Source organism: Acinetobacter sp. FDAARGOS_494, from assembly GCF_003812225.1.
Classification (GTDB): Bacteria; Pseudomonadota; Gammaproteobacteria; order Pseudomonadales; family Moraxellaceae; genus Acinetobacter; species Acinetobacter baumannii.
The window spans coordinates 3054303-3077391 of the sequence record NZ_CP033866.1; the positions used below are offsets into that span (position 1 = coordinate 3054303).

Annotated in this window: 15 protein-coding genes; 12 read left to right on the forward strand and 3 right to left on the reverse strand. The window is 38.1% G+C overall.

Annotation, left to right across the window (positions count from 1 at the left end):
- Window positions 1-61: 61 nt before the first annotated feature.
- The 3 genes from EG365_RS14950 to EG365_RS14960 form a co-directional block, all read right to left on the reverse strand.
- A complete protein-coding gene (locus EG365_RS14950) occupies window positions 62-490 on the reverse strand; it encodes a GNAT family N-acetyltransferase (protein ID WP_000406277.1) in 429 nt (142 codons plus the stop codon).
- 132 nt (window positions 491-622) lie between these two features.
- Window positions 623-1300: an HAD family hydrolase gene (locus EG365_RS14955; protein WP_000756789.1), complete on the reverse strand. Its 678-nt coding sequence runs from the start codon at window positions 1298-1300 to the stop codon at window positions 623-625.
- A 163-nt stretch (window positions 1301-1463) separates the two neighbouring features.
- Complete coding sequence (locus EG365_RS14960; protein ID WP_001989630.1) at window positions 1464-2708, reverse strand: serine hydrolase; 1245 nt, start codon at window positions 2706-2708, stop codon at window positions 1464-1466.
- A gap of 622 nt (window positions 2709-3330) precedes the next feature.
- Between EG365_RS14960 and EG365_RS14970 the strand changes: the two genes are divergently transcribed.
- From EG365_RS14970 to EG365_RS15025, 12 genes are all read left to right on the forward strand, one after another.
- The gene (locus tag EG365_RS14970; protein ID WP_000934999.1) at window positions 3331-6507 is read left to right on the forward strand and encodes a type VI secretion system Vgr family protein; all 3177 of its coding nucleotides are present in this window, start codon (window positions 3331-3333) and stop codon (window positions 6505-6507) included.
- A gap of 9 nt (window positions 6508-6516) precedes the next feature.
- The gene (locus EG365_RS14975; protein WP_000015582.1) at window positions 6517-11424 is read left to right on the forward strand and encodes an RHS repeat-associated core domain-containing protein; all 4908 of its coding nucleotides are present in this window, start codon (window positions 6517-6519) and stop codon (window positions 11422-11424) included.
- A gap of 16 nt (window positions 11425-11440) precedes the next feature.
- On the forward strand, window positions 11441-11971 hold the full coding sequence (locus EG365_RS14980; RefSeq protein WP_001010300.1) for a hypothetical protein: 531 nt from the start codon (window positions 11441-11443) through the stop codon (window positions 11969-11971).
- A 431-nt stretch (window positions 11972-12402) separates the two neighbouring features.
- The gene (locus tag EG365_RS14985) at window positions 12403-12720 is read left to right on the forward strand and encodes a hypothetical protein (protein ID WP_001038421.1); all 318 of its coding nucleotides are present in this window, start codon (window positions 12403-12405) and stop codon (window positions 12718-12720) included.
- A gap of 283 nt (window positions 12721-13003) precedes the next feature.
- Window positions 13004-13915 carry a LysR family transcriptional regulator MumR gene (gene mumR, locus EG365_RS14990; RefSeq protein ID WP_001049897.1) on the forward strand — a complete coding sequence of 304 codons (912 nt, stop codon included), beginning with the start codon at window positions 13004-13006 and terminating at the stop codon, window positions 13913-13915.
- 344 nt (window positions 13916-14259) lie between these two features.
- On the forward strand, window positions 14260-15462 hold the full coding sequence (locus tag EG365_RS14995; RefSeq protein ID WP_099714997.1) for an NRAMP family divalent metal transporter: 1203 nt from the start codon (window positions 14260-14262) through the stop codon (window positions 15460-15462).
- 85 nt (window positions 15463-15547) lie between these two features.
- Window positions 15548-16312: a LamB/YcsF family protein gene (locus tag EG365_RS15000; RefSeq protein ID WP_000496072.1), complete on the forward strand. Its 765-nt coding sequence runs from the start codon at window positions 15548-15550 to the stop codon at window positions 16310-16312.
- Between the two features lie 11 nt (window positions 16313-16323).
- Window positions 16324-17130: a putative hydro-lyase gene (locus EG365_RS15005; protein ID WP_000276191.1), complete on the forward strand. Its 807-nt coding sequence runs from the start codon at window positions 16324-16326 to the stop codon at window positions 17128-17130.
- A 32-nt stretch (window positions 17131-17162) separates the two neighbouring features.
- A complete protein-coding gene (locus tag EG365_RS15010; RefSeq protein ID WP_001211799.1) occupies window positions 17163-18746 on the forward strand; it encodes an urea amidolyase family protein in 1584 nt (527 codons plus the stop codon).
- Window positions 18746-20464, forward strand: coding sequence for an acetyl/propionyl/methylcrotonyl-CoA carboxylase subunit alpha (locus EG365_RS15015; protein ID WP_001090994.1), 1719 nt, complete (start codon window positions 18746-18748; stop codon window positions 20462-20464). The genes EG365_RS15010 and EG365_RS15015 overlap by 1 nt, the downstream gene beginning before the upstream one ends.
- A gap of 301 nt (window positions 20465-20765) precedes the next feature.
- Window positions 20766-21986 (forward strand): chloride channel protein, encoded by a 1221-nt coding sequence (locus EG365_RS15020; RefSeq protein ID WP_000698627.1) that lies wholly within the window; start codon window positions 20766-20768, stop codon window positions 21984-21986.
- Between the two features lie 109 nt (window positions 21987-22095).
- Window positions 22096-23004 (forward strand): SEL1-like repeat protein, encoded by a 909-nt coding sequence (locus EG365_RS15025; RefSeq protein ID WP_000465125.1) that lies wholly within the window; start codon window positions 22096-22098, stop codon window positions 23002-23004.
- Window positions 23005-23089 lie beyond the last annotated feature (85 nt).

Here is a 23089-nt window from a genome sequence, read left to right on the forward strand (position 1 = left end):
ATATATTGCTGGTTTAAATTCAGCCACCGCCTTCTGGGGCGGTTTTTTTATAAATATTCTTTTATTTACTTCTTTCTAAAAGCAAAACCGGTTTGTCGTAATTACTGTTACACCACTCATGTTTTTTTAGTACAGCTTCTGGAACCTGAGCCATGTCTTTCACAGCAGCAAAACCCATAGAGCCATAAAAGCCTTCTAACTCGGCAAAGGGTAAATAGTAAAGCATAGAAAAATCTGAATTTTTAATTAAGAAATCAACTACCTTACGGGCGATTCCTAACCCTTCATTGCCCGGAAAAACATAAATTCCACCAAGCTCGCCGCTGTTAGCATCAATACCCACAACTCTACCTTGACCAATAATTTTCTCATCAATAGAAGCTAGTACAATAAGTTCACCAGCATGTGATGGTACAAAATCAATCTCGGCATAGCGTTCGTTTATAACTTTGAGATCGGCAGGGGTCGCGAATCTTAATGAAATTTCCATCATTTTTTTCCTGCAAGTATTATCTATAATATTCAAGACTTCGTTTTTTCAAAAATATTCATACGATATAAAACAAGATAAATAATTTAGCTAATTATTTAAATTAGCCTTTTTCATATAGTGCGTATTAGATTAAAAATGAGGCGGATTAATTAACCTTCTAACCGTTTCTTCAAGTTCATCGTAATGATGAATACTTGCATCTGAAAGAGAAGGATGAAGGGTAAGAGTTGGATGAAAATATATTGTTTTCATACCAATTTTTTTGGCACCTTCTATATCTGCTTTGGGATTGTCTCCAATAAAAATACAATCTGATGGCTTACAATCTAGTTGATTGCAAGTGTATAAATAGATTTCAGGATCTGGTTTTCTTAAACCTATAGCTTCAGAAATCACGATAATCGAAAAATAGTCCGTTAATTCTAAAGCATAAAAATTTTTCTCCTGAAAAGGTGTTTTTCCATTGGATACTAAGCCTAATGTGTATCCTTGAGCATGAAGATTTTGAATAGTTTTTGGAGCATTTTCAAATGCTGTAGAGAATTTATTAAAATCATTAATGTAAGATTGCAGCAATTCAGATGTATCATATTTTTTGATATTAAAATCTTTAATTAATTGACTGTAAACAATATCTTTCCAAACGCTTCCGTTATTGTCTAGCTCTATGAATCGGTTAATAAAAGATTTTTTTAGCTCATGGGGTACTAAGTTTAAGTAGCTTACTTGCCAGTTAAGAAATTTTAAAAGTGATTCATTTCGGTTAAGAATAGTTTGATCTAGGTCAAACAAGAGAACTTTTTTCATTTTTAGCATCTTTTATAAATAGATTAATATTTATAGCGAATTTCTATCTATTGTTCAGTTTAATTAAAATACTTTTACGATTATTCTTTGAATAACTCTAAATCAAAATAGCCCATCATAAGGAGGTGCTAAAAAACCTTCTAATCATGATGGGCTTTTACTCTTAATGATTCATAAAATCAACAGCTTGAAGTATGCCTGTAAATAATATGGCTAGTTTTGACTCAGGCTGTGGCTCATTTCCATTTGCGGTAAATACAGCACAAACTTTATGGCCTTTTTGAGTTTTTCCAATCACGGAAAAGTTAATCACGCCGTATTCAGAACCTCCTTTGAAACCGATCTTTTGCCAATTTAAATTTTTAAAAAGTGGATTTAAAGAACTGTTCAGAGCCGGAGCATCTTGAACACTTTCAAGAAGAGGACAAATCTCATGGGCTGACATATACCATTCAGCATCTTGCCAAGTAGCCAATTTTCCAATGCTACTCACACTTGGTAGCGGCAGTTTGTCTAGTTCAGCGAGTGCTTCTAGACGAGCCGACTTTGTTCCTGTTTTAAACTTATTTCTGAGCTTTTCATTACTTGGGTCAATCAGTTGAAATAGCTCTCGTGTCGTCAGCAGAGGAGAATTTCTAGGTGACAACGTTTCTATACGAGGTTTCTTTAATACCTCTATCAAGCTATCGGTCGCTGTATTATCGCTAATTTGTATCATTAACTGCGCAAGAAGTTCGAGATTTACAGGCGTACCAGCAGGCAAGTTTTGTAAAACTCCAGTTGGCAATGAGCGATTCTTTTCTTTTAAAGAAACAATAGTTTCTCTTTTTAATTCGCCTTTTTTTATCGCATCTTCATAAGCTTTTAAAACCAGTAACTTAAAAGTCGAACCGACAGCCATAGGGGTTTTATCGTTTTCTACAACCACAGGCTTGTTATCTACAATAACTAAAAGAGATGTTTTACCGATTGCATTTTCATGTAGACCTTTAACCATTTCGTCTAGGCTTATTGTCTTAAAATGAGGCGCGCTAAACCAAAGAGTACTAATTTGTCCTTGCTCATTTAAGCTAATTGAAACGGGTAATTCTCCCTTTTCGAAATCAATAGTCCCAGAGCCATTTGAAACATTAAGATTTTTAAGAGCACCTAAAGAGACTTTTAAATCATCAACGATTTTTTGAATTTGTGTGATGGGAACTTGTTCTAAAAATTGAGGGCTAAATAAAGAAGCTTCTATGGGTTTATCTGCAAAAATTAATGAAAGTGTAGTCGATATATCCATTTTTTGTTCTGTCGCTGCATGAGTAGTAGAAATAGCAATAGGGGAAACATTCAAAGCCATAACACCTACAGCAAAAAATAAAGCTCTAGTTGCGTACATTTTCTTGGTGAGAAAGTCCTTCATTAAATGTCCTCTTATATTCAGACTTATTTACAGTTTTTTATAAAATAGTTTTAAAGTACTTATTATTTACATACTAATTTAACAGGACTCAACTATCTATTATCTAAAGCTATTTACGAGACTAAAAATACCTATTCACACGCCTATCAAACCCTAATTAACTATAAAAACATGGCTGTCAATAAAGTTTACAGACAACTTAGAACACTCAACATTGATGTCTCTTTTCCTAAAATTAAATTAATTAGTCTTTTGAAATATATAAATATTTTAAACTAAATATTCAATAAAAGAATTTTTCTACCTAGATTTATAGATATAAGAAATTTTTTAATTAATTTTGAAAAAAGAATATAAAAAACAAAAGATTGACAAGTATTGTTTTTTGTTACCTCTATCTTGTTAAGTAATAGATTCTTTATCTTATTTTAAAAAAAATATAAGCTAAAAATTAAGCTTAATATATAAAATTAAACATTATTTTCATTATATTTAAGTTTCGAAAATATTGTTTATGCACTGATAAGAAGTGTCTCTTACACTTAAAATTCACTGCTAATGAAATAGACAGATTTGTATGTATTTTATAAAATACTGCAAAATATAATTTAGTCCTATAAAGATGTTGAACAGTATTCATCAAGTTTTAGATAGTTTGGGTATTAGCCCGCAGAAACGTGCTATTCATGTTCAATTTACGTCTCCGATATTGAATGACCAAGTATTTCTGCAAAGAATTGATGGTGTACATGCACTCAATGATGGTTTAAAAGCAGAACTTTTATGCCTATCGACAAATGCAACGATTCAACTTAAATCTTTTATTGGTGTTCAGGCTGCTGTAGATATTGTGACGGAGCGAGGTGAATTAACTCGCGTTACAGGCATTATTACTCATGCTCAACAGGGCCAATCAGATGGAAGTCTAACTTTATATAAGCTGACCTTAGAAGATCCAACCGCATTATGGAAATATCGCCGTAATTCACGTGTATTTATGAATAAAAGCGTGGTTGAGATATGGGAAATATTATTTAAAGAATGGCAAACTAAAAATCCGCTATTTGCTGCAAGTTTAAGTTTAGATTTAAGCGGTCTAACACAAACTTATGATGTGCGTCCTTTTGTGATGCAACATAACGAAAGTGACTGGAATTTCCTTACACGCTTACTTCGTAGTGAAAATATCAGTTGGCTCATTGATGAAGCTCAGCATATTGTTCCAAGTACAGATACATCTATTCAAGCTCAGAAACTCAGGTTAATTGATGCCAATAGTCAATATCAGCCTTTAGACCGTAAAACGATTCGTTACCACCGTAGTAGTGCGGTCGAACAATATGACAGTATGACTCGCTTAACTGCCGAGCGTTCTCTTCAACCCAATGTTATGCATATACAACGTTGGCAAGCAGAAATATTAGATCAAGAAGAAGGGATTGGAAGTGTTCAAAGTAAGCATCAGCATAGTGAACATTATGACAATGCTACACTTGGCTTGGAGCAAGCTTGGAACTATTCGCCTGCATGGATTGGTGACTTAAAGGGTGAGGATGGGGTTACTAAATCTGGAAATCAACAAGTTGAACGATTAAACCAGAACCTCCACAATTACTACGAGGCACAGGCGAAACGCTTTATTGCACAAACAACAGTCCGCGATGCCTATGTGGGTTACTATTTCGAATTAAATGAACACCCAGAAATAGACCAGCATGAAAGCTCAGATAAAAGCTTTTTGATTGTTTCTAAAAACTTCTTTAATCAGAATAATTTACCTAAAGATTTAAATGATCAAATCAATGGTTTATTGGCGCAAAGTAACTGGGCAATTCAAAACCCCGAGAACAGTGATGAACGCCAAGCGAATCAACTGATTTTACAACGTCGTCATATTCCAACAACACCAGCTTATAACCCGCAAATTCATAGTCCAGTCACTCATCCACAACGCGCAAAAGTGGTGGGTCCTGAAGGTGAAGAAATCTATGTAGATGAGTGGGGGCGTATTAAAGTCCGCTTCCTATTTACGCGTAGTGATGACCATAGCCATGATGGTGGAGCAGGAACCAACAACAATGATACCGATTCAGCTTGGATTGACGTTCTAACGCCGTGGGCTGGAGAAGGTTATGGTGCGCGGTTTTTACCGCGTATCGGTGAGATCGTCGTTATTGACTTCTTTAATGGCGATATCGACCGACCGTTTGTGATGGGTCGAATTCATGAGGCACAGCGCCAACCAACCAAATTTGATAACAAAGGAAAGCTTCCTGATACTAAAAAGCTCAGTGGTATCCGTTCTAAAGAAGTGTCAGGTGGTGGGTTTGGGCAACTCAGATTTGATGATACACCGGGACAAATTAGTACCCAACTCCAAAGCAGTCATGGTGCAAGCCAGCTAAATCTCGGGAAATTGAGCCATCCTAAAGATAAAGCGGAAAGTGAAGACCGCGGAGAAGGCTTTGAACTGCGTACTGACCAATGGGGAGCTTTACGTGCGGGGCAAGGTTTATTGGTATCCACTCATAAACAGGATAACGCTAAAGGAGACCACCTCGATGCCGAAGTTGCGAAAAAGCAACTTGAGGGTAGTCAAACTAACAGTAAAGCACTGAGTGACATTGCTAAAAACCAGAAAACCGATGAAATAGAATCGATTGAACAGTTAAAAGATTTTGCCTCACAAATTCAGCAGCAAATCGCTAAATTTGAAAAAGCTTTACTTCTTTTGAGTTCACCGGATGGTATAGCTCTAAGTAGTTCAGAAGATATTCACATCTCGGCTGATGCACAAATCAATCAGATTGCTGGAGACAGCATTAATATAAGTACTCAAAAGAATGTGATTGCCCATGCCCAAAATAGGCTGAGCCTTTTTGCTGCTCAGAGCGGGCTAAAAGCTGTTGCTGCACAAGGTAAGGTAGAAATACAAGCCCAGTCAGATGCTTTAGATGTACTTGCTAATAAAGGTATCACCATTTCTTCGACAGAAGACTGTATTGAAATTAGTAGTCCTAAAGAAATTGTAATTACTGGTGCAAGTTCACAAATTACCTTAAATGGTTCGGGAATCTTTCCAAAAACTGGCGGGAAATTTCAGGTCAATGCTGGACAGCATGTGTTCCAAGGCGGCGCATCGGCAAGTGTTCAATCTAGTTTGCCACCGCCACCAAAACGTGTACAAGGTGTACTTGAGTTATTTCATGAATATGCACATGGTGAGTTTGTAAAAGGTGGAAGTTATAGGGTTGTCGATAACTTCGGAAAAGAGGTTACTGGCAAGCTGGATGATAAGGGATTTGCAAAAGTTTCTGGCTTAGCAACAGGTGCAGTAAAAGTCTTCTTCGAATCAGATCACCGTGATCCTTGGGATACTGCAAGTGACTTTAAACGTCCAGTTGAGTGGCCAAATAAGAATGATGCGGATAGTGAGCAATCAGATTCATTAATTGCACAAATGAGTAAAACAGCCCAGTCCAAACTTGGTGAATTATCTAAACAATTAACCAATCCTACGAATATTATGAAAAATATTCAAACTGCACAAAGCATAAAATCTGAAGGAGCAAAGGCTTTAATGCCAATGTTAAAAACTCAGGCGCAGGGATTAGTAACTGATCAAGTGAAGAGCTTTTTACCAATTTCAGAAGCAGGTCAAAAAATAGGGAACAACATTGAACTTACATCTATTCAAAAAATGAATGATTTCAATAAATCAGGCTCTATTGATGGCAATAGTTTGGTCAATAATACGCTTCATCAATATTTGCAAAGCCCTTTTAAAAAGAATTCATAGAGAAAGAAAATGTCTGGAAAAACAGAAGTTGTTAAGCCGTTAACAGAAGTTGCGATTAAAGATGTTAGCCATTCAAAACAAAAAATAGATAGTTGGTTACAGAGCCATACGCATCAAATTGTGACATTAGACTTAGTGGCAAGTGTAATGGGAACAGTTCCAATTATTGGAAATGTGATGGCTGCCATCGATGTGGTTTCCGACATTTGCTATATCTATGATAAAGGTTTTCAAAATGCCGATATTATGGATTGGACCACAATGGGTATTGACCTTATTGGGGTTGCACCTATTCCTGGAACAACAGCAATTCGTACTTCTGCTCGTCCAGCTTTATTTTTAGTTCGTCAAGAAGTTAAACGTGTGGGTAAAGCTGCTTTAGGTGAAGCAGTTATTGTTGTGATCTCTAATCATTTAAATGATCAAGTTGCAGGGGATATAGAAAAATTCTGCAAAACAGGGTTAAACAAACTAAATTCAATTTTAGCTACTTGTGGTGCAACGGTCCAAAATGCCACAACACAAATTAATGGTGGAATTGTTCGAGTTGTAACTAAGGGTCAAATATTTACAAACGCTGGGTCAAATGCGAGCCGCGCTCAACAGCAAGCAGCTGGCGTTATTAAAGGAATAAAAAGTGGTGACTTAACAAGAGCTGGAAAAAATCTAGTTTATATGACCGAAAACTGGGGAAAAGCTCTTATAAAAACTGGAGCAAACTCCAATGCTAAAGTTGCTAGTTCCTTAGTACCAGCACATCTAAAGCAGCCGATATTAAATGTAGGTGCAACGATTAATAAAATTGGTATCACTGCCAATACTAAAATTAAAGGTTTGGGTAATACAGCACAGCCACAAACAATAGGATGGCTATTTGATGTATTGAGAATGAGTGCATCTAAATTTAGGAAAAAGAAATCAGCACAAGTTAAGCCAACTCAAACAACACAAGTTAAGCATGACAAGAAAAATAATAAATTAGAAAAATCTAATGATGAGCATGCAGCGACTCATAATGCGAATGCCTGTAAAAATTGTAAAGGTGGAACGACACACTCTATTACATTCGCGTTGGGTACTGAATTTTTAAATCATATCGATGCACAAATTCATCCATTATTGATAGAGCAATTTTCTAGAACATATGTATCAAACTTATATCAGTATGATCAATCTATTTTCGGGGCGCGATGGATTACACCTTTCACAACTAAAATAGTTCGTTGCTCAAGTTACAATGTGCATCATCCAAAAGAGCCAATTGAGCAAGACGGTTGGGAGTATATTGGCAGTGATGGCCGTCCAGTTCGCTTACCAGAGCTGAAAGTTGGGCAGAGTTATTATGATGAAGTAGAGACTTTCACTTATACAGTTATCTCACCTGAAATTAGAGCAATTTCATATGGTGTTTCAGAAACTCGCTTCTATCAAAAATATAAGAATGAGTTTCGTTTAGCCTCCATAGAACGCCAAAATGGATTTAGTATTGGGCTACGTTATGATCATGAATTAGAAAATAGTGATAGCTATTTATCAGATATTATATTTAAACAGCAACAACAAATATTGGCACATGTAGCATTACAGATTAATGATGCGCAGAAAGTTGTTGCAGCTTGGTTGGTTGAAGAGGGTCAACTAATTAGACAACTATCAGCATATCAATATAACGAACAAGATGATTTAATTAAGGCAACTAATGAGTTTGCTGCTTCTTATGAATATCAATACCAAGCTCATTTATTAACTCGTTATACCGATCTTACTCATCGTGGGATGAACCTAAAGTGGGATGGAGTTTTACCTAGTTCAAAAGCGATTGAGGAATGGGCTGATGATTATAGTTCCGCTACTAAATTAGATTGGGATGAAAATGTTCGCGTAACTTCAGTCATGGATATCGATGGTAACGTGACTGAATATTATTATGGTATTACTGGTTATACCTATCGAATTATTTATCCAGATAATTTGCAAGAATGGTTCTTTAGAGATCAAGCAAAAAATATAACATCGCATATTGCCACAGATGGAACAGAAACATCATATACCTATGATGAACGTGGCAATGTCTTAAGTATGGTCCAGGCCGATGGTTCGACTTTCTATTATGAATACGATGAAAAAGATAATCTGATCGGTTTTGTTGACGCTGAACAGGGGCGTTGGTTTAAAGAATACGATGCTTCAGGAAATATAATTAAAGAAATTGATCCGCTGAAGCGCGAAACAGTCTATGCCTATAATGCAATGGGGTTGGTAACTTCCATTACTGATGCGAAAGGAGGTAAGAAGACACTTAAATATGATGATCGAGGGAATTTAATCAGTTATACAGATTGTTCAGGTAAAGAGACCAAGTGGCACTATGATGACCGCGGGCGCGTCAAATTTATTGAAAATGCTTTAAAGCAAAAAGTTGAATATTTCTATACGGAATTAACTACTGAACTAAGACAGCCTATAGCAAAAGGGTTACCGTTGAATGCTTTTGGTCAGCTTGAAAAAATTAAACACGCTGATGGCGCTGAAGAGCATTTCATTCATGATGCAGAAGGTCGTTTATTAGTTCATATTGACCCAAAAGGTCAGCAGACACGTTATGAATACGACGCAGCTGGTTTAATTACCAAGCGTACTGACCCATTAAATCAAACTTTAAAATATCAATGGGACCGTCTAAGTCGCTTAAAACGTTTAATTAATGAAAATGGCGCAAGTTATGAATTTGTCTATGATGCTGCGGGTCGATTAGTAAAAGAAATTGATTTTGATGGCAAAGAAACTGTTTATGCATACGATGAATATAATGGTCGTTTAACCACAAGTATTGAAGTTGCTTCTACTTATGGTCAAGATTTCAAAGACCGTGCGGCACCTAAAGACCGTATTCAGCAATTTATTTTTGACAGTATGGGACGTTTAGAACAACGTACTGCAGGATATGGCTATCAAGGACAAGAGCTTGAAGAAAAACAAACAGAAGAATTTTCTTATGATGGCTTAGGTAATCTAGTTCAGGCTAAAAATGCCGAAACTAACTTGCAGTGGTTTTATGATGCAGCAGGTAATTTAATTAAAGAGCATCATCAAGATGTTGTGACACAGAAAACTGCTGTGTGGAAACATGTCTATGATGAATTAAATAATCGAACTACAACCATCCGACCAGACGGACAGAAAATAGATTGGCTGTCTTATGGAAGTGGACATGTCTATGGCATGGCATTAAATGGTGAAGATGTTGTTAGTTTTGAGCGTGACGATTTACATAGAGAGACGTTGCGACACTATGCAAATGGACTTAGCCAACAACAAAGTTATGATGAAGTCGGGCGCTTAACTCAGCAATTAATGTTGAGTGGGCATGACAAAGGCTATCAGGCCCAAACTCAAAATAATGCTATCCAGCATACCAACCAATTGATTGAACGCTTATATCACTACGATAAAACTGGTGAGTTAACGCTCATTAAGGATACTCGTCGTGGGGCTATTCATTATAAATATGATCCTGTTGGGCGTTTATTAGAGGCAACTAGTAAACTTGGGAAAGAGACTTTTAATTTTGACCCGGCAAGTAATATTTTAGAGCGATATAACAGTACCAAAGAGCAATCTTCACAGCATATTTCTGATGAAAAAGGTTATGGCTATAATCGCTTAGTCAATAACATCGTACAGGAATATCTTGACCAACAATATCAATATGATGCTTTTGGGCAACTGATTCGACAAAAGTCATCACAAGGTGATTTAAATCTTGAGTGGGATGTATTTGGACGTCTTGTTCGTAGCCGAAACAATCAATATACGGCAGAATATCGCTATGATGCTTTAGGCCGACGTATTCAAAAAAGAAGTAAGCATCACCATACAGGTCAAGAGCAGAACATTAGTTATGGTTGGGATGGTGATACTTTAGCGTATGAATCGAGTGCTGATTTAACAAAACACTATTTCTACGAAAAAGATAGTTTCGTGCCTTTGTTACAAGCGGCGTATCATCACCCCATTGAGCTACATCAAACCCAAGACTGGTCAGATAAAACATATAGTATTTATAAAGACCCTCTTTGGAATACAGTAAAACAAAGTCAAGGTTTTGATGATGTATGGTTCTATCACTGCGACCATTTAGGCACGCCACAGGAAATGAGTGACCAAACAGGTGCCATTATCTGGAAGGCTGAATATAAAGCTTGGGGTGAATGTAAGCTAGAGCAGACTAACTCAGATTTCTTTGAAAAGTCAGAAATTATTAGCAATAATATCCGTTTCCAAGGTCAATATTTTGATGAGGAAACAGGACTTCATTATAACCGTTATCGTTATTATTCGCCTTATGTTGGACGTTTTATTTCCAAAGATCCGATTGGATTATTGGGTGGTTTTAATGTCTATGCTTATACTGCGAACCCCGTACAATGGGTTGATCCATATGGATTAGCACCATGTAGTCTAGTTAGATATAAGCCAGATAAGGTAACACCTCAAGCTGGAAGTCGACAAGATGCTATTGATAGAGCTTGGTCTCTTGAGAAGCAACTAATACAAACAACAGGAACAGGTACTAGGGATTGGAGTAAAGCTGAACTGGATACGATTCTTAGAACGCCAAGTGGTAGTGGTAAAGGTCATCTCTCATCTGTTATGTCAAATCTTGGCTATACTGGTCATCACATTAACAGTGTTAAAAATAATGGAGCATTAGGCGAAAGTTGGAAAGGAGATCCGCGAAATATTGTTTTCTTGGAAAACCCTAAACATCCAAATAGTAGTCCTATGCCAAATGCATATAATGAGCATTTTCATTCGAAACAAGGTCATCGAGGAAGTACGACTAATGTTTCCAGAGGAAGATTGATTGATAGACAAGCAATGATTAATCAGTTTAATAAAGGTTGTAGTATTTAATATTAGGATAGGTATCATGAATTTTAATGATTTATTAAAGAAAATTGATGAATGTAATGAAATAATTTATGGTGAAAGATTCCTTATTAATCAGGATAATTCTGTTAATGATGATCTATTTAAAAGCTATTTAAGTTGTATTCCTGAAAATGATTTTAATATTGATCTAGGAGGAAATATAAATGATTTTTTAGGAAAAGATTCGTTAGAAAATATTCAATATATGTTTGAAGATATATTTGATGGGGAAAGTACTACAGTATTCTTAACACAGCATGATGTAAATGTCGTATACATTAATCATAATAGTGGCGAGATAGGAGCATGTATTTCAGGCGATGAATTACATATCATTGCTAAAAATTTATTTGATTTTTTTTCGCAAATTAATGTTATACAAAATTTAATTATTGACTTATATGACTCTAACCCTAGAGGTGAAAATGGAGGATATAAGACAGGTTTCTTAGAAGAACTAAAGAAAACCCTTATAAAAGAAAATGTAGTATTGGATGTAGACTATTTTTTAGAATTTTTTTATGGTTAAGGTATAAAGGGTATTCCAAAATTAAAAGTAGTACTTTTATATATTTGAAGTACTACTTTAAAATAAGATGATTAATAGGGTGATTTTTGAGCTCTTAAAGAATCTATTTGTCTAATTATATTGTTAGAGATACTGATAAACCATATATCTACGTAGTGAGCAAAAAATTTGTAGGTATTGTTAATAAATTTAAATTCAAAATGAATTTCTTGGAATACTAAAAATTAATAATCTTATGTTTTGTATGTTGAGTAGAAATAACAAGCATCTCAAACTTACAAAGAGCATGGTAATGTCTTTACGACAACTCAACTATCAATAAAACTGAAAGAATCTAACTTTTTATATCAAATAAAAGCAGCTATCTTAATTCTACTTGAGCACAAACTCTTAAAGTGCTCCTTTTTAGTTTGTTTTTTTAGGTATTTAAAATGAATAAAATGCATGTAACTTTGGCTGTAGTGGTTGGTTTAATTATTGGTGGTGTAGTCGGTGCGATAGGTTACTCTAAAACGGCCGCACGTTATGATGCGATGACCACCGCATGTGTAATGGTCAATCAAGCAGTTGAACACGGAATTTTAAAGCCTGAACAAGTGAAAGAGTTAGGTGAGCTCACAGGTCAAACCCTTAAAAAAGATTATGCTTCTGTTGCATCAAAATTTAAGTTTTCTGAAAAGCAATTAGGTAATGCTTCTGAAGGTTCAAATTGTAGTCAGTTTATTGTTGGTGTGAACGCAGCACAGTAATCACGTGTGATGTTATAAAAATTACCTTCAATTACTTTTAATTTATAACGATCAACCGTCCTTAAGGGCGGTTGATGCAATTTACAGTATTTTATATTTGTAGATTTTAGAAGAATGAAAACATTGAATACATTTAGCTTTAAGTAAGTTTCTATCAAAAGCTCAACGTTATTTTTTAAGTGAAATAAATCAAATTTAACTAAAAACGAATAAATGGGTAGCCTAACTCAGCTAAAAACTTACATACTATAAAAGTAAAGGAATTTTTAAGACAGGACGAAACGTGAATTTAAAGAATCTTGAAGCATTTTACTGGGTGGTGACTTTAAATAGCTTCAATAAGGCAGCAACTAAATTACAAACCACGCAGCCTGCGGTATCTCAAAAAATCACATCTCTTGAAAATGAATTAGGTTTTAAAGTTTTAGACCGGAGCTTGCGGCAGTTTAAACTGACCCATAAAGGTATGACATTATTTAAGTATGCCGAAAAGTTTATGCGTTTAGAAACTGATTTAGTTGCCGAGCTTACCGAAAACCAGCACCTGACCGGAACCATACGTTTAGGCGTTTCCGAAACCATTGTGTATACGTGGTTGGTTGAATATATCGAAAAAGTTCAACAGGAATTCCCAAAAGTTTCGGTTGAAATTGTGGTAGATCTGACCCCTAACTTGCAAGAAGGGGTACGTACAGGCGACTTGGACATGGCCTTTTTGCTTGGGCCAACTTTGGCTTTTGAATGTATTGAGCAGTCGCTTTGTAACTTTGAACTGAGTTTCTTGGCGGCGCCATCTTTTAAAGGTGGAATTGGGCAAATGTCTTTTAAAACCTTAATGTCGCATACCATTTTAACCTATCCAAAAATTACCTATCCCTATAAAGAATTAAAGGCAAAAATGAAAGAAAAGGGGATTGATGAACCACTTTCTATTACCAGTTATTCTTTAGCGACGTTATTGCGTCTAGCAGAGCAAGGTTTGGGTATTGCGGTCGTGCCGACCTTAACGGCATTAAAGGAAATTACCGACGGACGATTGGAAATATTAAATACGCCCATCCGTTTAAAAACCTTTCATTTCACGTCTATTTATATTCATGGTAATGACGTTGCTTTGAAAGAAAAATTAACTGAAGTGGCGGTTCAGGTTTCAGAAAGTGCCATGAAAAGACTCAATGAACAAATTAAAAAATAAGCTATTTCTTGAATGCTTTTTATCCCTATTTTTTCTTATTAAAAAAAGCTGTTTTGTAGGTAAAACGATAAAAGCAGCTTATGTACTTCAATAAGTAAAATTTATCCCACTCTTACTTTTGAAGATAAGTTTATAAAAATCAAAAATTTAAAATTTTAAATTTCTGTAAAAAGTCTTATTGTTCGTAGGGATTAGCTATGTTTTTATTTTAAACACAAGATTTGATCACCGATTGTGTTGATTGGGGAACAGGGAATCTTTGTCATTTAAAAGGATTAAAGAATATCGTTTGGGACAAAAATGATGTTCTTGATTCAATTTGAAAATAGCGTTGTTAAGCTCAAATGGATGAGGAACGCATTAATATGTCTTTACTGAAATCTTCTTTTTTATCAGATCGCCAATGGGCCATTGTTGCCTCAATTTTTATGATGGCGACCTCTGCAATGGGGCCAGGATTTTTAACCCAAACTGCTGTATTTACAGTTAAGTTAGGTGCTGCATTTGGCTTTGCAATTTTAATTTCTATTTTGATTGATTATGTCGTCCAACAAAATATCTGGCGAGTGGTGACACTTACCCAGATGCGTGCATCAGACATTGCCAATAAAGCCTTACCGGGTAGTGGTTACTTACTGGCGTTTCTGGTGATATTGGGTGGGTTTTTCTTTAGTGTCGGTAATATTGCAGGTGCAGCTTTAGGTTTAAATGCACTTTTTGGCCTAGATACAAAGTGGGGCGGTATTTTAAGTGGTGCCTTAGCCATTTTGATTTTTGCTTCCAAAAAAGCAACGCTTGCCATGGATAAAAGCATGATCGTGTTGGGATTGCTTAAAATCTTGCTGATTATTATTGTGGCCGTCATTGTAATGCCTCCTGTTGGGCAAGCAGTTCAGCAAACCTTTGCTCCAGATCAGATCGACTTTGCCATTATTACCACCATTGTTGGCGGTACAGTTGGTGGTTATATCTGTTACGCCGGAGCACACCGTTTACTCGATAAAGGTGCTGTTGGACCTGAAAATATTAATGAAGTTGCCAAAGCTGCGACCAAGGGCATTGTTGTAGTCGGCATCATGCGCTATGTGTTGTTCTTGGCTTTTTTAGGTGTAGTGGTGAGCGGTGCAACCATTGATTTAGCCAGCCATGACGCCAATCCGGCAGCTCAAGCATTCCAATATGCAGCGGGTACATTTGGTTTTAAATTATTTGGTTTAATTTTCTGGGCAGCCGGCATTAGTAGCACCATTGGCGCAGCATATACTTCAGTATCATTCTTTACCGCGTTTAAAAAGAACTTAACTCCAAAACAGACCAACTATACGACCATTACCTTTATCGCATTAGCGTTATTGCTCTATGTGTTATTGGGTGCAACTCCGGCAGGTCTACTCATTTTCGTAGGTGGTTTTAACGGTTTGGTGTTGCCAATTGGCCTTACAATTTTTGTGTATGTGGCTGCATGCCGTAAAGATTTAATGGGTAATTATAACTATCCAAAGTGGTTGCTTATTTTAGGTGGATTAACATGTCTGTTAACGTGGTAGATGGGCTATATGTCATTTACGACAGTGTTTAACTATTTGACCAAGCTTTAAGCCAGACTTTGTTAAGTGATAAAGGAATAATGCCATGTTTGTAGATTTAAATAGTGATTTGGGCGAAAGCTTTGGCTCATGGAAAATGGGTAATGATGACCAGATTTTACCTGTTGTGACCAGTGCGAACATTGCTTGTGGTTTTCATGCTGGTGACCCGCTCGGCATTTTAAAAACAGTTCGTAAAGCGGTTGAACTTGGCGTGACCATTGGCGCTCACGTGTCTTATCCAGACCTTGTTGGATTTGGCCGTCGTAATATGGATTTGTCACGTGACGAACTCATTGCCGACGTGCTTTACCAAATTTCTGCACTCGATGGTTTAGCGAAAGTAGCTGGCTCAAAAGTGCAGTACGTTAAACCACACGGTGCACTCTACAACACCATTGCCCATGACCAAGCTCAGGCAGCAGCCGTAATTGATGCCATTAAAATGTATAACCCTGAACTGGTTTTAGTTGCTTTGGCGGGGTCTAACTTGGTAGAGCAAGCACGAGCTGCTGGTTTAAAAGTTGTGTCCGAAGCATTTGCAGACCGTGCCTATAACAGTGATGGTTCATTAGTTTCCCGTCGTCTAGAAGGTGCGGTTTTACACGACTCGGCATTTGTTGCGAGCCGTGTGGTGTCTATGCTTAAAAATGGTGGGGTCGAGTCAATTGATGGCGTATTTACCCCAATTCAGGCTGACACGATTTGCCTACATGGTGACACCGACGGTGCATTAGAAATGTCGGCTGCCATTAAAGCCGAGCTTGTAAAAAATAATATTGAAATCCGCCCATTTGTAAATAAAGCATAAGGAAGAGCGCAATGTATAAGGATATTAAAGTCGACCCAGCTCAGCTTGAAGCCGCATTAGATGCACGTTTAAAAATCCGTGCAGGTTTCGATAAACCAACGGCGGGCATGGCTGCGGGTATGACGCAGGTCAACATGATTTCAGTGCCAAAAGAGTGGGCGTATGACTTTTTACTTTATGCACACCGTAACCCGCAAAGCTGCCCGGTGCTTGATGTGCTCGAAGAAGGCATCTATGCAACTAAGCTTGCCGCAGACTCAGACATCCGAACTGACTTTCCACGTTATCGCATTTGGAAAGATGGCGAAATGGTCGATGAAGTGACTGATGCGAGAGAAATTTATAATGCTCATCCTGATTTGGTGACTTTCTTGATTGGTTGCAGTTTTTCATTTGAAACAGCTTTGCAAGAAGCGGGTATTGAAGTTCGCCATATTCATGACGATACCAATGTGCCGATGTATTTGAGCAATATAGAGTGCGAACCGGCAGGGCGTATTTCAGGAAATATGGTGGTTTCCATGCGACCAATTCCATCTCATCAAATTAGTGAAGCGGTAAAAATTACAGCACGCATGCCGAGTGTACATGGCGCGCCTGTACATATTGGTCACCCTGAAAGCTTAGGAATTTCGGATGTAAACAAGCCTGACTTTGGTGATGCTTCCCGTATTGAAGCGGGTGAAATTCCAGTGTTTTGGGCATGTGGCGTAACACCGCAAGCAGCAGTCATGAACTCGAAAATTCCTTTTGCCATTAGTCATGCACCGGGTTACATGTTTATTACCGATATTCCTGACCGCGCTTGGATGGGCTAAATAGCTAAGGAAGAATTAAAAAGGATAAGCAAATGCGTTTTTTATCGGTAAACGCCGATTGTTTTCTGATTGAGCTTGCGAGCTTAGAAGAAACATTGGCGTTGTACAATAAATTGCAAAATACGCAATTGAATGGAATTAAAGACTTAGTCCCCGCTGCAAAAACAATTTTGGTTTTTTTTAATGAGATCGAAACCAATTTTAAAACGCTAGTTGCTTCAATTCAGAGCCTCAAAATTGATTCTGGATTTGAGCGTAGCGGCCAAGAAGTGATTGTGCCGATTTGCTATAACGGCGAAGACCTTGCGCAAGTTGCCGAGTTACAAGGGCTGACTGTTGCTGATGTGATTAGAAAACATCACCAAAGCGTGTGGAATGTGGCTTTTATTGGTTTTGCGCCGGGCTTTGCGTATATGAGCAGTCCCGATAAGCCTTTTACCGATATTCCACGCTTAACGGTTCCCCGTAAAAAAATACCGTCAGGCTCTTTGGGGTTGGCTGGAAAATACTCTGGTATTTACCCAAAAGACAGTCCGGGTGGTTGGCAGCTGATTGGTACAACAACAGAAAAAATGTGGGATTTAGAGCGTAAAAATCCTGCATTGCTGTTACCGGGCATGACTGTACATTTTGAAGATGTCACGCATCGTCCAACTACGGTGACTGTACCGCAGCAAATCACACGTAAGGCTGAGCCGAAACAATCGGTGCCACTATTTACAATTACTGCGCCAAGTTTACAAATGCTTATTCAAGACGAAGGGCGTTTAAACCAGACCAATATTGGTGTTGGCGTGGCTGGTGCAATGGATTTATCTGCCATGCATAGTGCCAACCGTATTGTGGGTAACCCAACCGATACACCTGTCATTGAAGTTTTAAATGGCGGCCTAAAAGCCAAAATGCAGCATGCAGGCGTTATTGCGGTGGCAGGTGCAATCTCAAACATTCGTGTGAAATTTGCCGATGGTCAAACCGCAGACTTTGCAAGCTATCAACCGATTGATCTGGATGAAGGCGATGAATTTCAAATTCAGCCACCAACCGCAGGCTTAAGAAACTATCTGGCAGTTCGCGGTGGTATAGACGTTGAACCAGTGCTCAATAGTGCTTCGTTTGATAGCTTAGCAGTGTTAGGGCCAGAGCCTTTAAAGCTTGGAGATAGCATTTACCAAGGGCAAGTAAAGGCAGCCAACATTAGTGTAAATGAAGTGGGTAAAAGTGATTTGCCAAAAGCTGGCGAAGTCGTTGAGCTAGATATTGTGATGGGACCGCGCACAGACTGGTTTGAACAAGACAGTATTGAGCTGCTCTGTCAGCAAGAATGGCTGGTAACCAATGAAAGCAACCGAGTCGGGCTAAGACTTTCAGGTGAACAGCCTTTAACTCGCAAAATCACCCATGAACTGGAAAGTGAAGGCACGTGTATTGGCGCTTTGCAAATTCCACCGAGTGGGCAGCCGGTTTTGTTTATGAATGATCATCCTTTAACGGGCGGATATCCGGTCATTGCTTCAGTTGCTAAACACCATTGGGATTTGGTGGCACAGATTCCGGCAGGTTGCCGCATCAAATTTAAAAAAATTGCCGAATTTACAGATTTTGAGAATGAATGATGAATACAGAAAAATTATTGATTGCTAACCGTGGTGAAATTGCCGTTCGTATTATCCATGCTTGTCGTGATATGGGAATTGCATCGGTCGCGTTATATGCAGATGACGATATTAATAGCATGCATGTCGAACTTGCAGATGAAGCATGGGGCTTGGCTGGTGCGACTGCCAGTGAAACCTATTTAAATATTCCAGCCATTATCGAAGTTGCAAAAAAATCAAAAGCGACGATGGTGCATCCGGGTTATGGCTTTTTATCTGAACGTGCCGAATTTGCCCAAGCTGTGATTGATGCAGGTTTAAAGTGGGTAGGACCATCTCCAAGCGCTATTGAAAAACTAGGTGATAAAATTGAAGCACGTAAAATTGCTGCTTCAGTCGGTGCGCCTTTGGTTCAGGGTACGCAAGACCCACTTAATAATGCAGAGGAAGCTTTAGAGTTTGCTAAACAATATGGTTTACCAATTGCCATTAAAGCGGCGTTTGGTGGCGGTGGCCGCGGCTTAAAAGTCGCGTGGAAACTCGAAGAAGTCAAAGAGCTTTATGAGTCGGCAGTACGTGAAGCAAAAGCTGCCTTTGGCCGTGGTGAATGTTTTGTCGAGCAATATTTAGATAAACCGCGCCATGTAGAAGCGCAAGTAATAGCCGACCAACATGGCAATATTGTGGTACTGGGTACACGCGATTGCTCGTTGCAACGCCGCAACCAAAAGTTAGTCGAAGAAGCGCCCGTGCCATTTATTAGCGATGAGATTTACCAACAAATTTTAAGCTCGGCAAAAAATATTTGTCAGGCTGCAAACTATGTGGGTGCGGGAACAGTTGAATATTTACTGAGTCGTGATGGCAAGCTTTCATTCTTGGAAGTAAACACACGTTTGCAAGTTGAACACCCAGTGACTGAAGAAACTTCAAAAGTCGATTTGGTCGTTGAACAAATTCGCGTGGCTCAAGGTGAAGTGCTTTCTATTAAAGAAACACCGAAAGCTCAAGGTCATGCCATTGAGTTTCGCATTAATGCCGAAGACCCAGCGCGTGGGTTTATTCCGGCCTTTGGTGTGTTGAGTTTGTTTGAAGCGCCGTTTGGTCACGGTGTACGCGTGGACACAGGTGTTCGCACTGGGTCATTAGTGTCTAGCCATTTTGACTCACTCATGGCAAAACTGATTGTCAGTGGTCCAACCCGCGAAGTTGCAATTGCCCGTGCGAAACGTGCTTTGAAACAATTCAAAATTGAAGGCGTGGCGTCGGTTTTAGACTTCCACCGTGCGGTACTCAATGAACCTGGCTTTACCGATGAATTTAATGTACATACACGCTGGATCGAAAATGACTTTAAACAAGAGTTAAAGCCAACCAAACGCGGCATTCCAAACCATCAACAACCAATGCTGCTCAGCTACATTGAAATTGATGGCAAGTTACACCGTCTAGGTTTACCTGCGGGCATGTTTGCACAAGGGCCAGCAACCGCCGTTCAAGCCCAAATAGCCGAGCCAGAAGTCAGTGCCGAGCATTTACTGGCACCCATCAATGGTGTGATTAGTGCTTGGAAAGTTGAAAATGGTGAGCAGGTCACCGAGGGGCAAGTGGTTGCCATTATGGAAGCCATGAAAATGGAAGTTCAAGTACTGGCACACCGCAGTGGTGTTATTCAGATTGGTGCCGAGAAAGGCACGACCTGCCATGCAGAAACCGTGATTGCGAGTATTCACTAAGCTTTGAACTGTTTTAAATTGATTGAGTCTTAGTACGCTAAGACTCAACATAACCTTTATCTATCAAATCAGTGAGGAAATTTTTCAACGTTGTCGTTAACGAATTTCGTCTTGAAAAAACACAGTAATTATGAGATATTTGTCACAGTTTGGTGATACTAAAAATTAATCACTGTATTGAAAGCTCGCATATGCGGGCTTTAATTTTTAGCCCAGTTTAAGCATTTCTCACTTAATGAGCTGGCAGCATAAAAAAATTTGAGAATTTGGCACTCACTCAAAGGCGAATTGAAGAAAGCGAATGAAAATTCTACCTTCATCTGAATATGATCAAATTCTAAAATACAGTGTCTACTGGCTCGTCATTTCGATTGTGATTGGAGTCGTTGCAGGGTTGGCATCGACCTTAATTTTTGTGGCTTTTGATATTTCAAATAAAGTGAGAAGCCTGCATCACTGGCTTATTTATTTCTTGCCTTTTGTGGGTTTTGGTATTGGTTATCTCATTAAAAAATATGGTTCGCCCATTGAACGCGGAACTCATTTACTCATAGATGAAATTCACCAACCCAAGTCGTTTATTCCAAAACGAATGAGCCCCATCATTTTTATCACCTCAATTTTAACGCAGTTGTTTGGTGGTTCGGCAGGGCGTGAGGCGCCAGCAGTTCAACTTTCGGGTGCTTTAATTGACCACCTGAGCCATATTTTAAAAATCTCGGAAGATAATCGAAAAATTTGCTTAATCGCCAGTATTGGCGCGGGATTTGCGGGGGTATTTGGCTTGCCTCTGGCAGGTGCAATCTATGGTTTAGAAATTACTGCCTTAGGTAATTTAAGATACTCAGCCATTTTTCCATGTTTTGTGTCGGCGCTGATTGCTTCGGCCATCCCTGAGCTATTCGAAATTGTTCATCCGCATGTTTTTTATGTAATTAGCGAGTTTCCAGCCATTCATTTTGGAACGCTCATGAGCCTGATTGCGGCAGGGTTGATCTTTGGTTTAGTTGCGCGTTTCTTTATTGCAGCTATTCATTTTGCGAGTGATGTCTTTTATAAATATGTTCGGTATTTGCCTTTAAGAACGATGGCGGGTGGTATCGTCATTATGCTACTCACTTTGTTCACTGCGCATCAGCAATACAATGGCTTGGGTACAGATAAAATCATTTCATCTTTTTATGTGCCGATTGAGTTTTACGACTTTTTTAACAAGACCATTTTTACTGCCATTACTTTAGGTTCGGGTTTTAAAGGTGGTGAAATTACACCACTGTTTTATGTGGGTGCGACATTAGGTAATGCTTTAGGGGCGGTTTTAAACCTGCCTATTTCATTGCTTGCAGGCTTAGGGTTGGTCAGTCTTTTTTCAGGCGCGAGTAAGGCACCGTTAACATCTATTATTTTAGCTGTTGAGCTATTTGGAATGAATGTTGCCACTTATGCCATTATTACTTGTTTGTTGGCAGCGCTATTTTCTGGGAATTGTGGATTGTATCGCCGTAAAAAGTTGATGGATTAGTAAGTGGTTTATAGGTAGGGCTTGTTTGGGTTTTGGGTCAATTGTGCTTGAGGATTTATGCTAAAATTCATTCAATATATTTCTCATCACAAACAATTTAATATTTATTATGTTTTTTATTTTAAGAAAAAAACTTCAAAAAATCGGCATTATTTTAGTAGCAATCAACTTATTAGCTTGTGGCCATCAACCAGATTTTAAAGATATTACGCATTTAGCAGAAAGTGGTGATGCAGGAGCTCAAGCAAAACTTGGCGAATTATATGTAGAGGGACAGGTTGTTCCTCAAGATTATAAAAAGGCCTTTGAATGGTATAGCAAAGCTGCTAATCAAGGAAATGCAGAGGCACAGAATAATTTGGGAGCAATGTATGCTCTTGGACAAGGGGTAGAGCAAAATTATAAAAAAGCATTCGAATGGTATAGTAAAGCTGCTGAACAAGGAGAAGTGAAAGCACAAAATAATTTAGGTGCATATTATGCAAATGGTGATGGTGGAGTTAAAAACTATCAGAAAGCCTTTGAGTGGTTTAGCAAAGCTGCTGCACAAGATAATGCCGAAGCTAAATACTATTTGGGCATACTTTATGAAGAAGGTTATGGGGTAACCCAAGATTATAAAAAGGCCTTTGAATGGTATAGCAAAGCTGCTGCACAAAATTATACCGATGCGCAAAATAATCTTGCAGCACTTTATGCACAAGGTAAGGGCGTAGAGCTAAATAATAAAAAAGCCTTTGAGTTATATAGCAAAGCGGCTGAGCAAGGAAATGAAAAAGCACAAAATAACTTGGGGGCGATATATGCTCTTGGGATAGGTGTAAATCAAGATTATAAGAAAGCATTCGAATGGTATAGCAAAGCTGCTCAACAGGAAAATGACGAAGCACAATTTACTGTAGGGATGATGTACTATAAAGGTGAAGGCGTACAACAAAATAATGAATTAGCCGAAAAATGGCTAAGAAAAGCAGCAGAAAATGGCAATAAAGATGCTTTATCGCTATTTGAAGAATAGTTTGTAAAACTCACTAAAAATTAATATTTATATTAAAAATAGGGTGTATTTCTGTAGACAGTCTTTTAGAAGATTGAATAGGTAT

What these genes read in the sequence shown, in the direction of transcription:
- EG365_RS14985 (WP_001038421.1), top strand. Translation starts at nt 12,403, where the DNA reads ATGAATAAAATGCATGTAACTTTGGCTGTAGTGGTTGGTTTAATTATT.
- EG365_RS14970 (WP_000934999.1), top strand. Translation starts at nt 3,331, where the DNA reads ATGTTGAACAGTATTCATCAAGTTTTAGATAGTTTGGGTATTAGCCCG.
- EG365_RS14975 (WP_000015582.1), top strand. Translation starts at nt 6,517, where the DNA reads ATGTCTGGAAAAACAGAAGTTGTTAAGCCGTTAACAGAAGTTGCGATT.
- EG365_RS15015 (WP_001090994.1), top strand. Translation starts at nt 18,746, where the DNA reads ATGAATACAGAAAAATTATTGATTGCTAACCGTGGTGAAATTGCCGTT.
- EG365_RS14960 (WP_001989630.1), bottom strand. Translation starts at nt 2,708, where the DNA reads ATGAAGGACTTTCTCACCAAGAAAATGTACGCAACTAGAGCTTTATTT.
- EG365_RS15025 (WP_000465125.1), top strand. Translation starts at nt 22,096, where the DNA reads ATGTTTTTTATTTTAAGAAAAAAACTTCAAAAAATCGGCATTATTTTA.
- EG365_RS14955 (WP_000756789.1), bottom strand. Translation starts at nt 1,300, where the DNA reads ATGAAAAAAGTTCTCTTGTTTGACCTAGATCAAACTATTCTTAACCGA.
- EG365_RS15000 (WP_000496072.1), top strand. Translation starts at nt 15,548, where the DNA reads ATGTTTGTAGATTTAAATAGTGATTTGGGCGAAAGCTTTGGCTCATGG.
- EG365_RS14980 (WP_001010300.1), top strand. Translation starts at nt 11,441, where the DNA reads ATGAATTTTAATGATTTATTAAAGAAAATTGATGAATGTAATGAAATA.
- EG365_RS15020 (WP_000698627.1), top strand. Translation starts at nt 20,766, where the DNA reads ATGAAAATTCTACCTTCATCTGAATATGATCAAATTCTAAAATACAGT.
- EG365_RS15010 (WP_001211799.1), top strand. Translation starts at nt 17,163, where the DNA reads ATGCGTTTTTTATCGGTAAACGCCGATTGTTTTCTGATTGAGCTTGCG.
- EG365_RS14995 (WP_099714997.1), top strand. Translation starts at nt 14,260, where the DNA reads ATGGATGAGGAACGCATTAATATGTCTTTACTGAAATCTTCTTTTTTA.
- EG365_RS14950 (WP_000406277.1), bottom strand. Translation starts at nt 490, where the DNA reads ATGGAAATTTCATTAAGATTCGCGACCCCTGCCGATCTCAAAGTTATA.
- EG365_RS15005 (WP_000276191.1), top strand. Translation starts at nt 16,324, where the DNA reads ATGTATAAGGATATTAAAGTCGACCCAGCTCAGCTTGAAGCCGCATTA.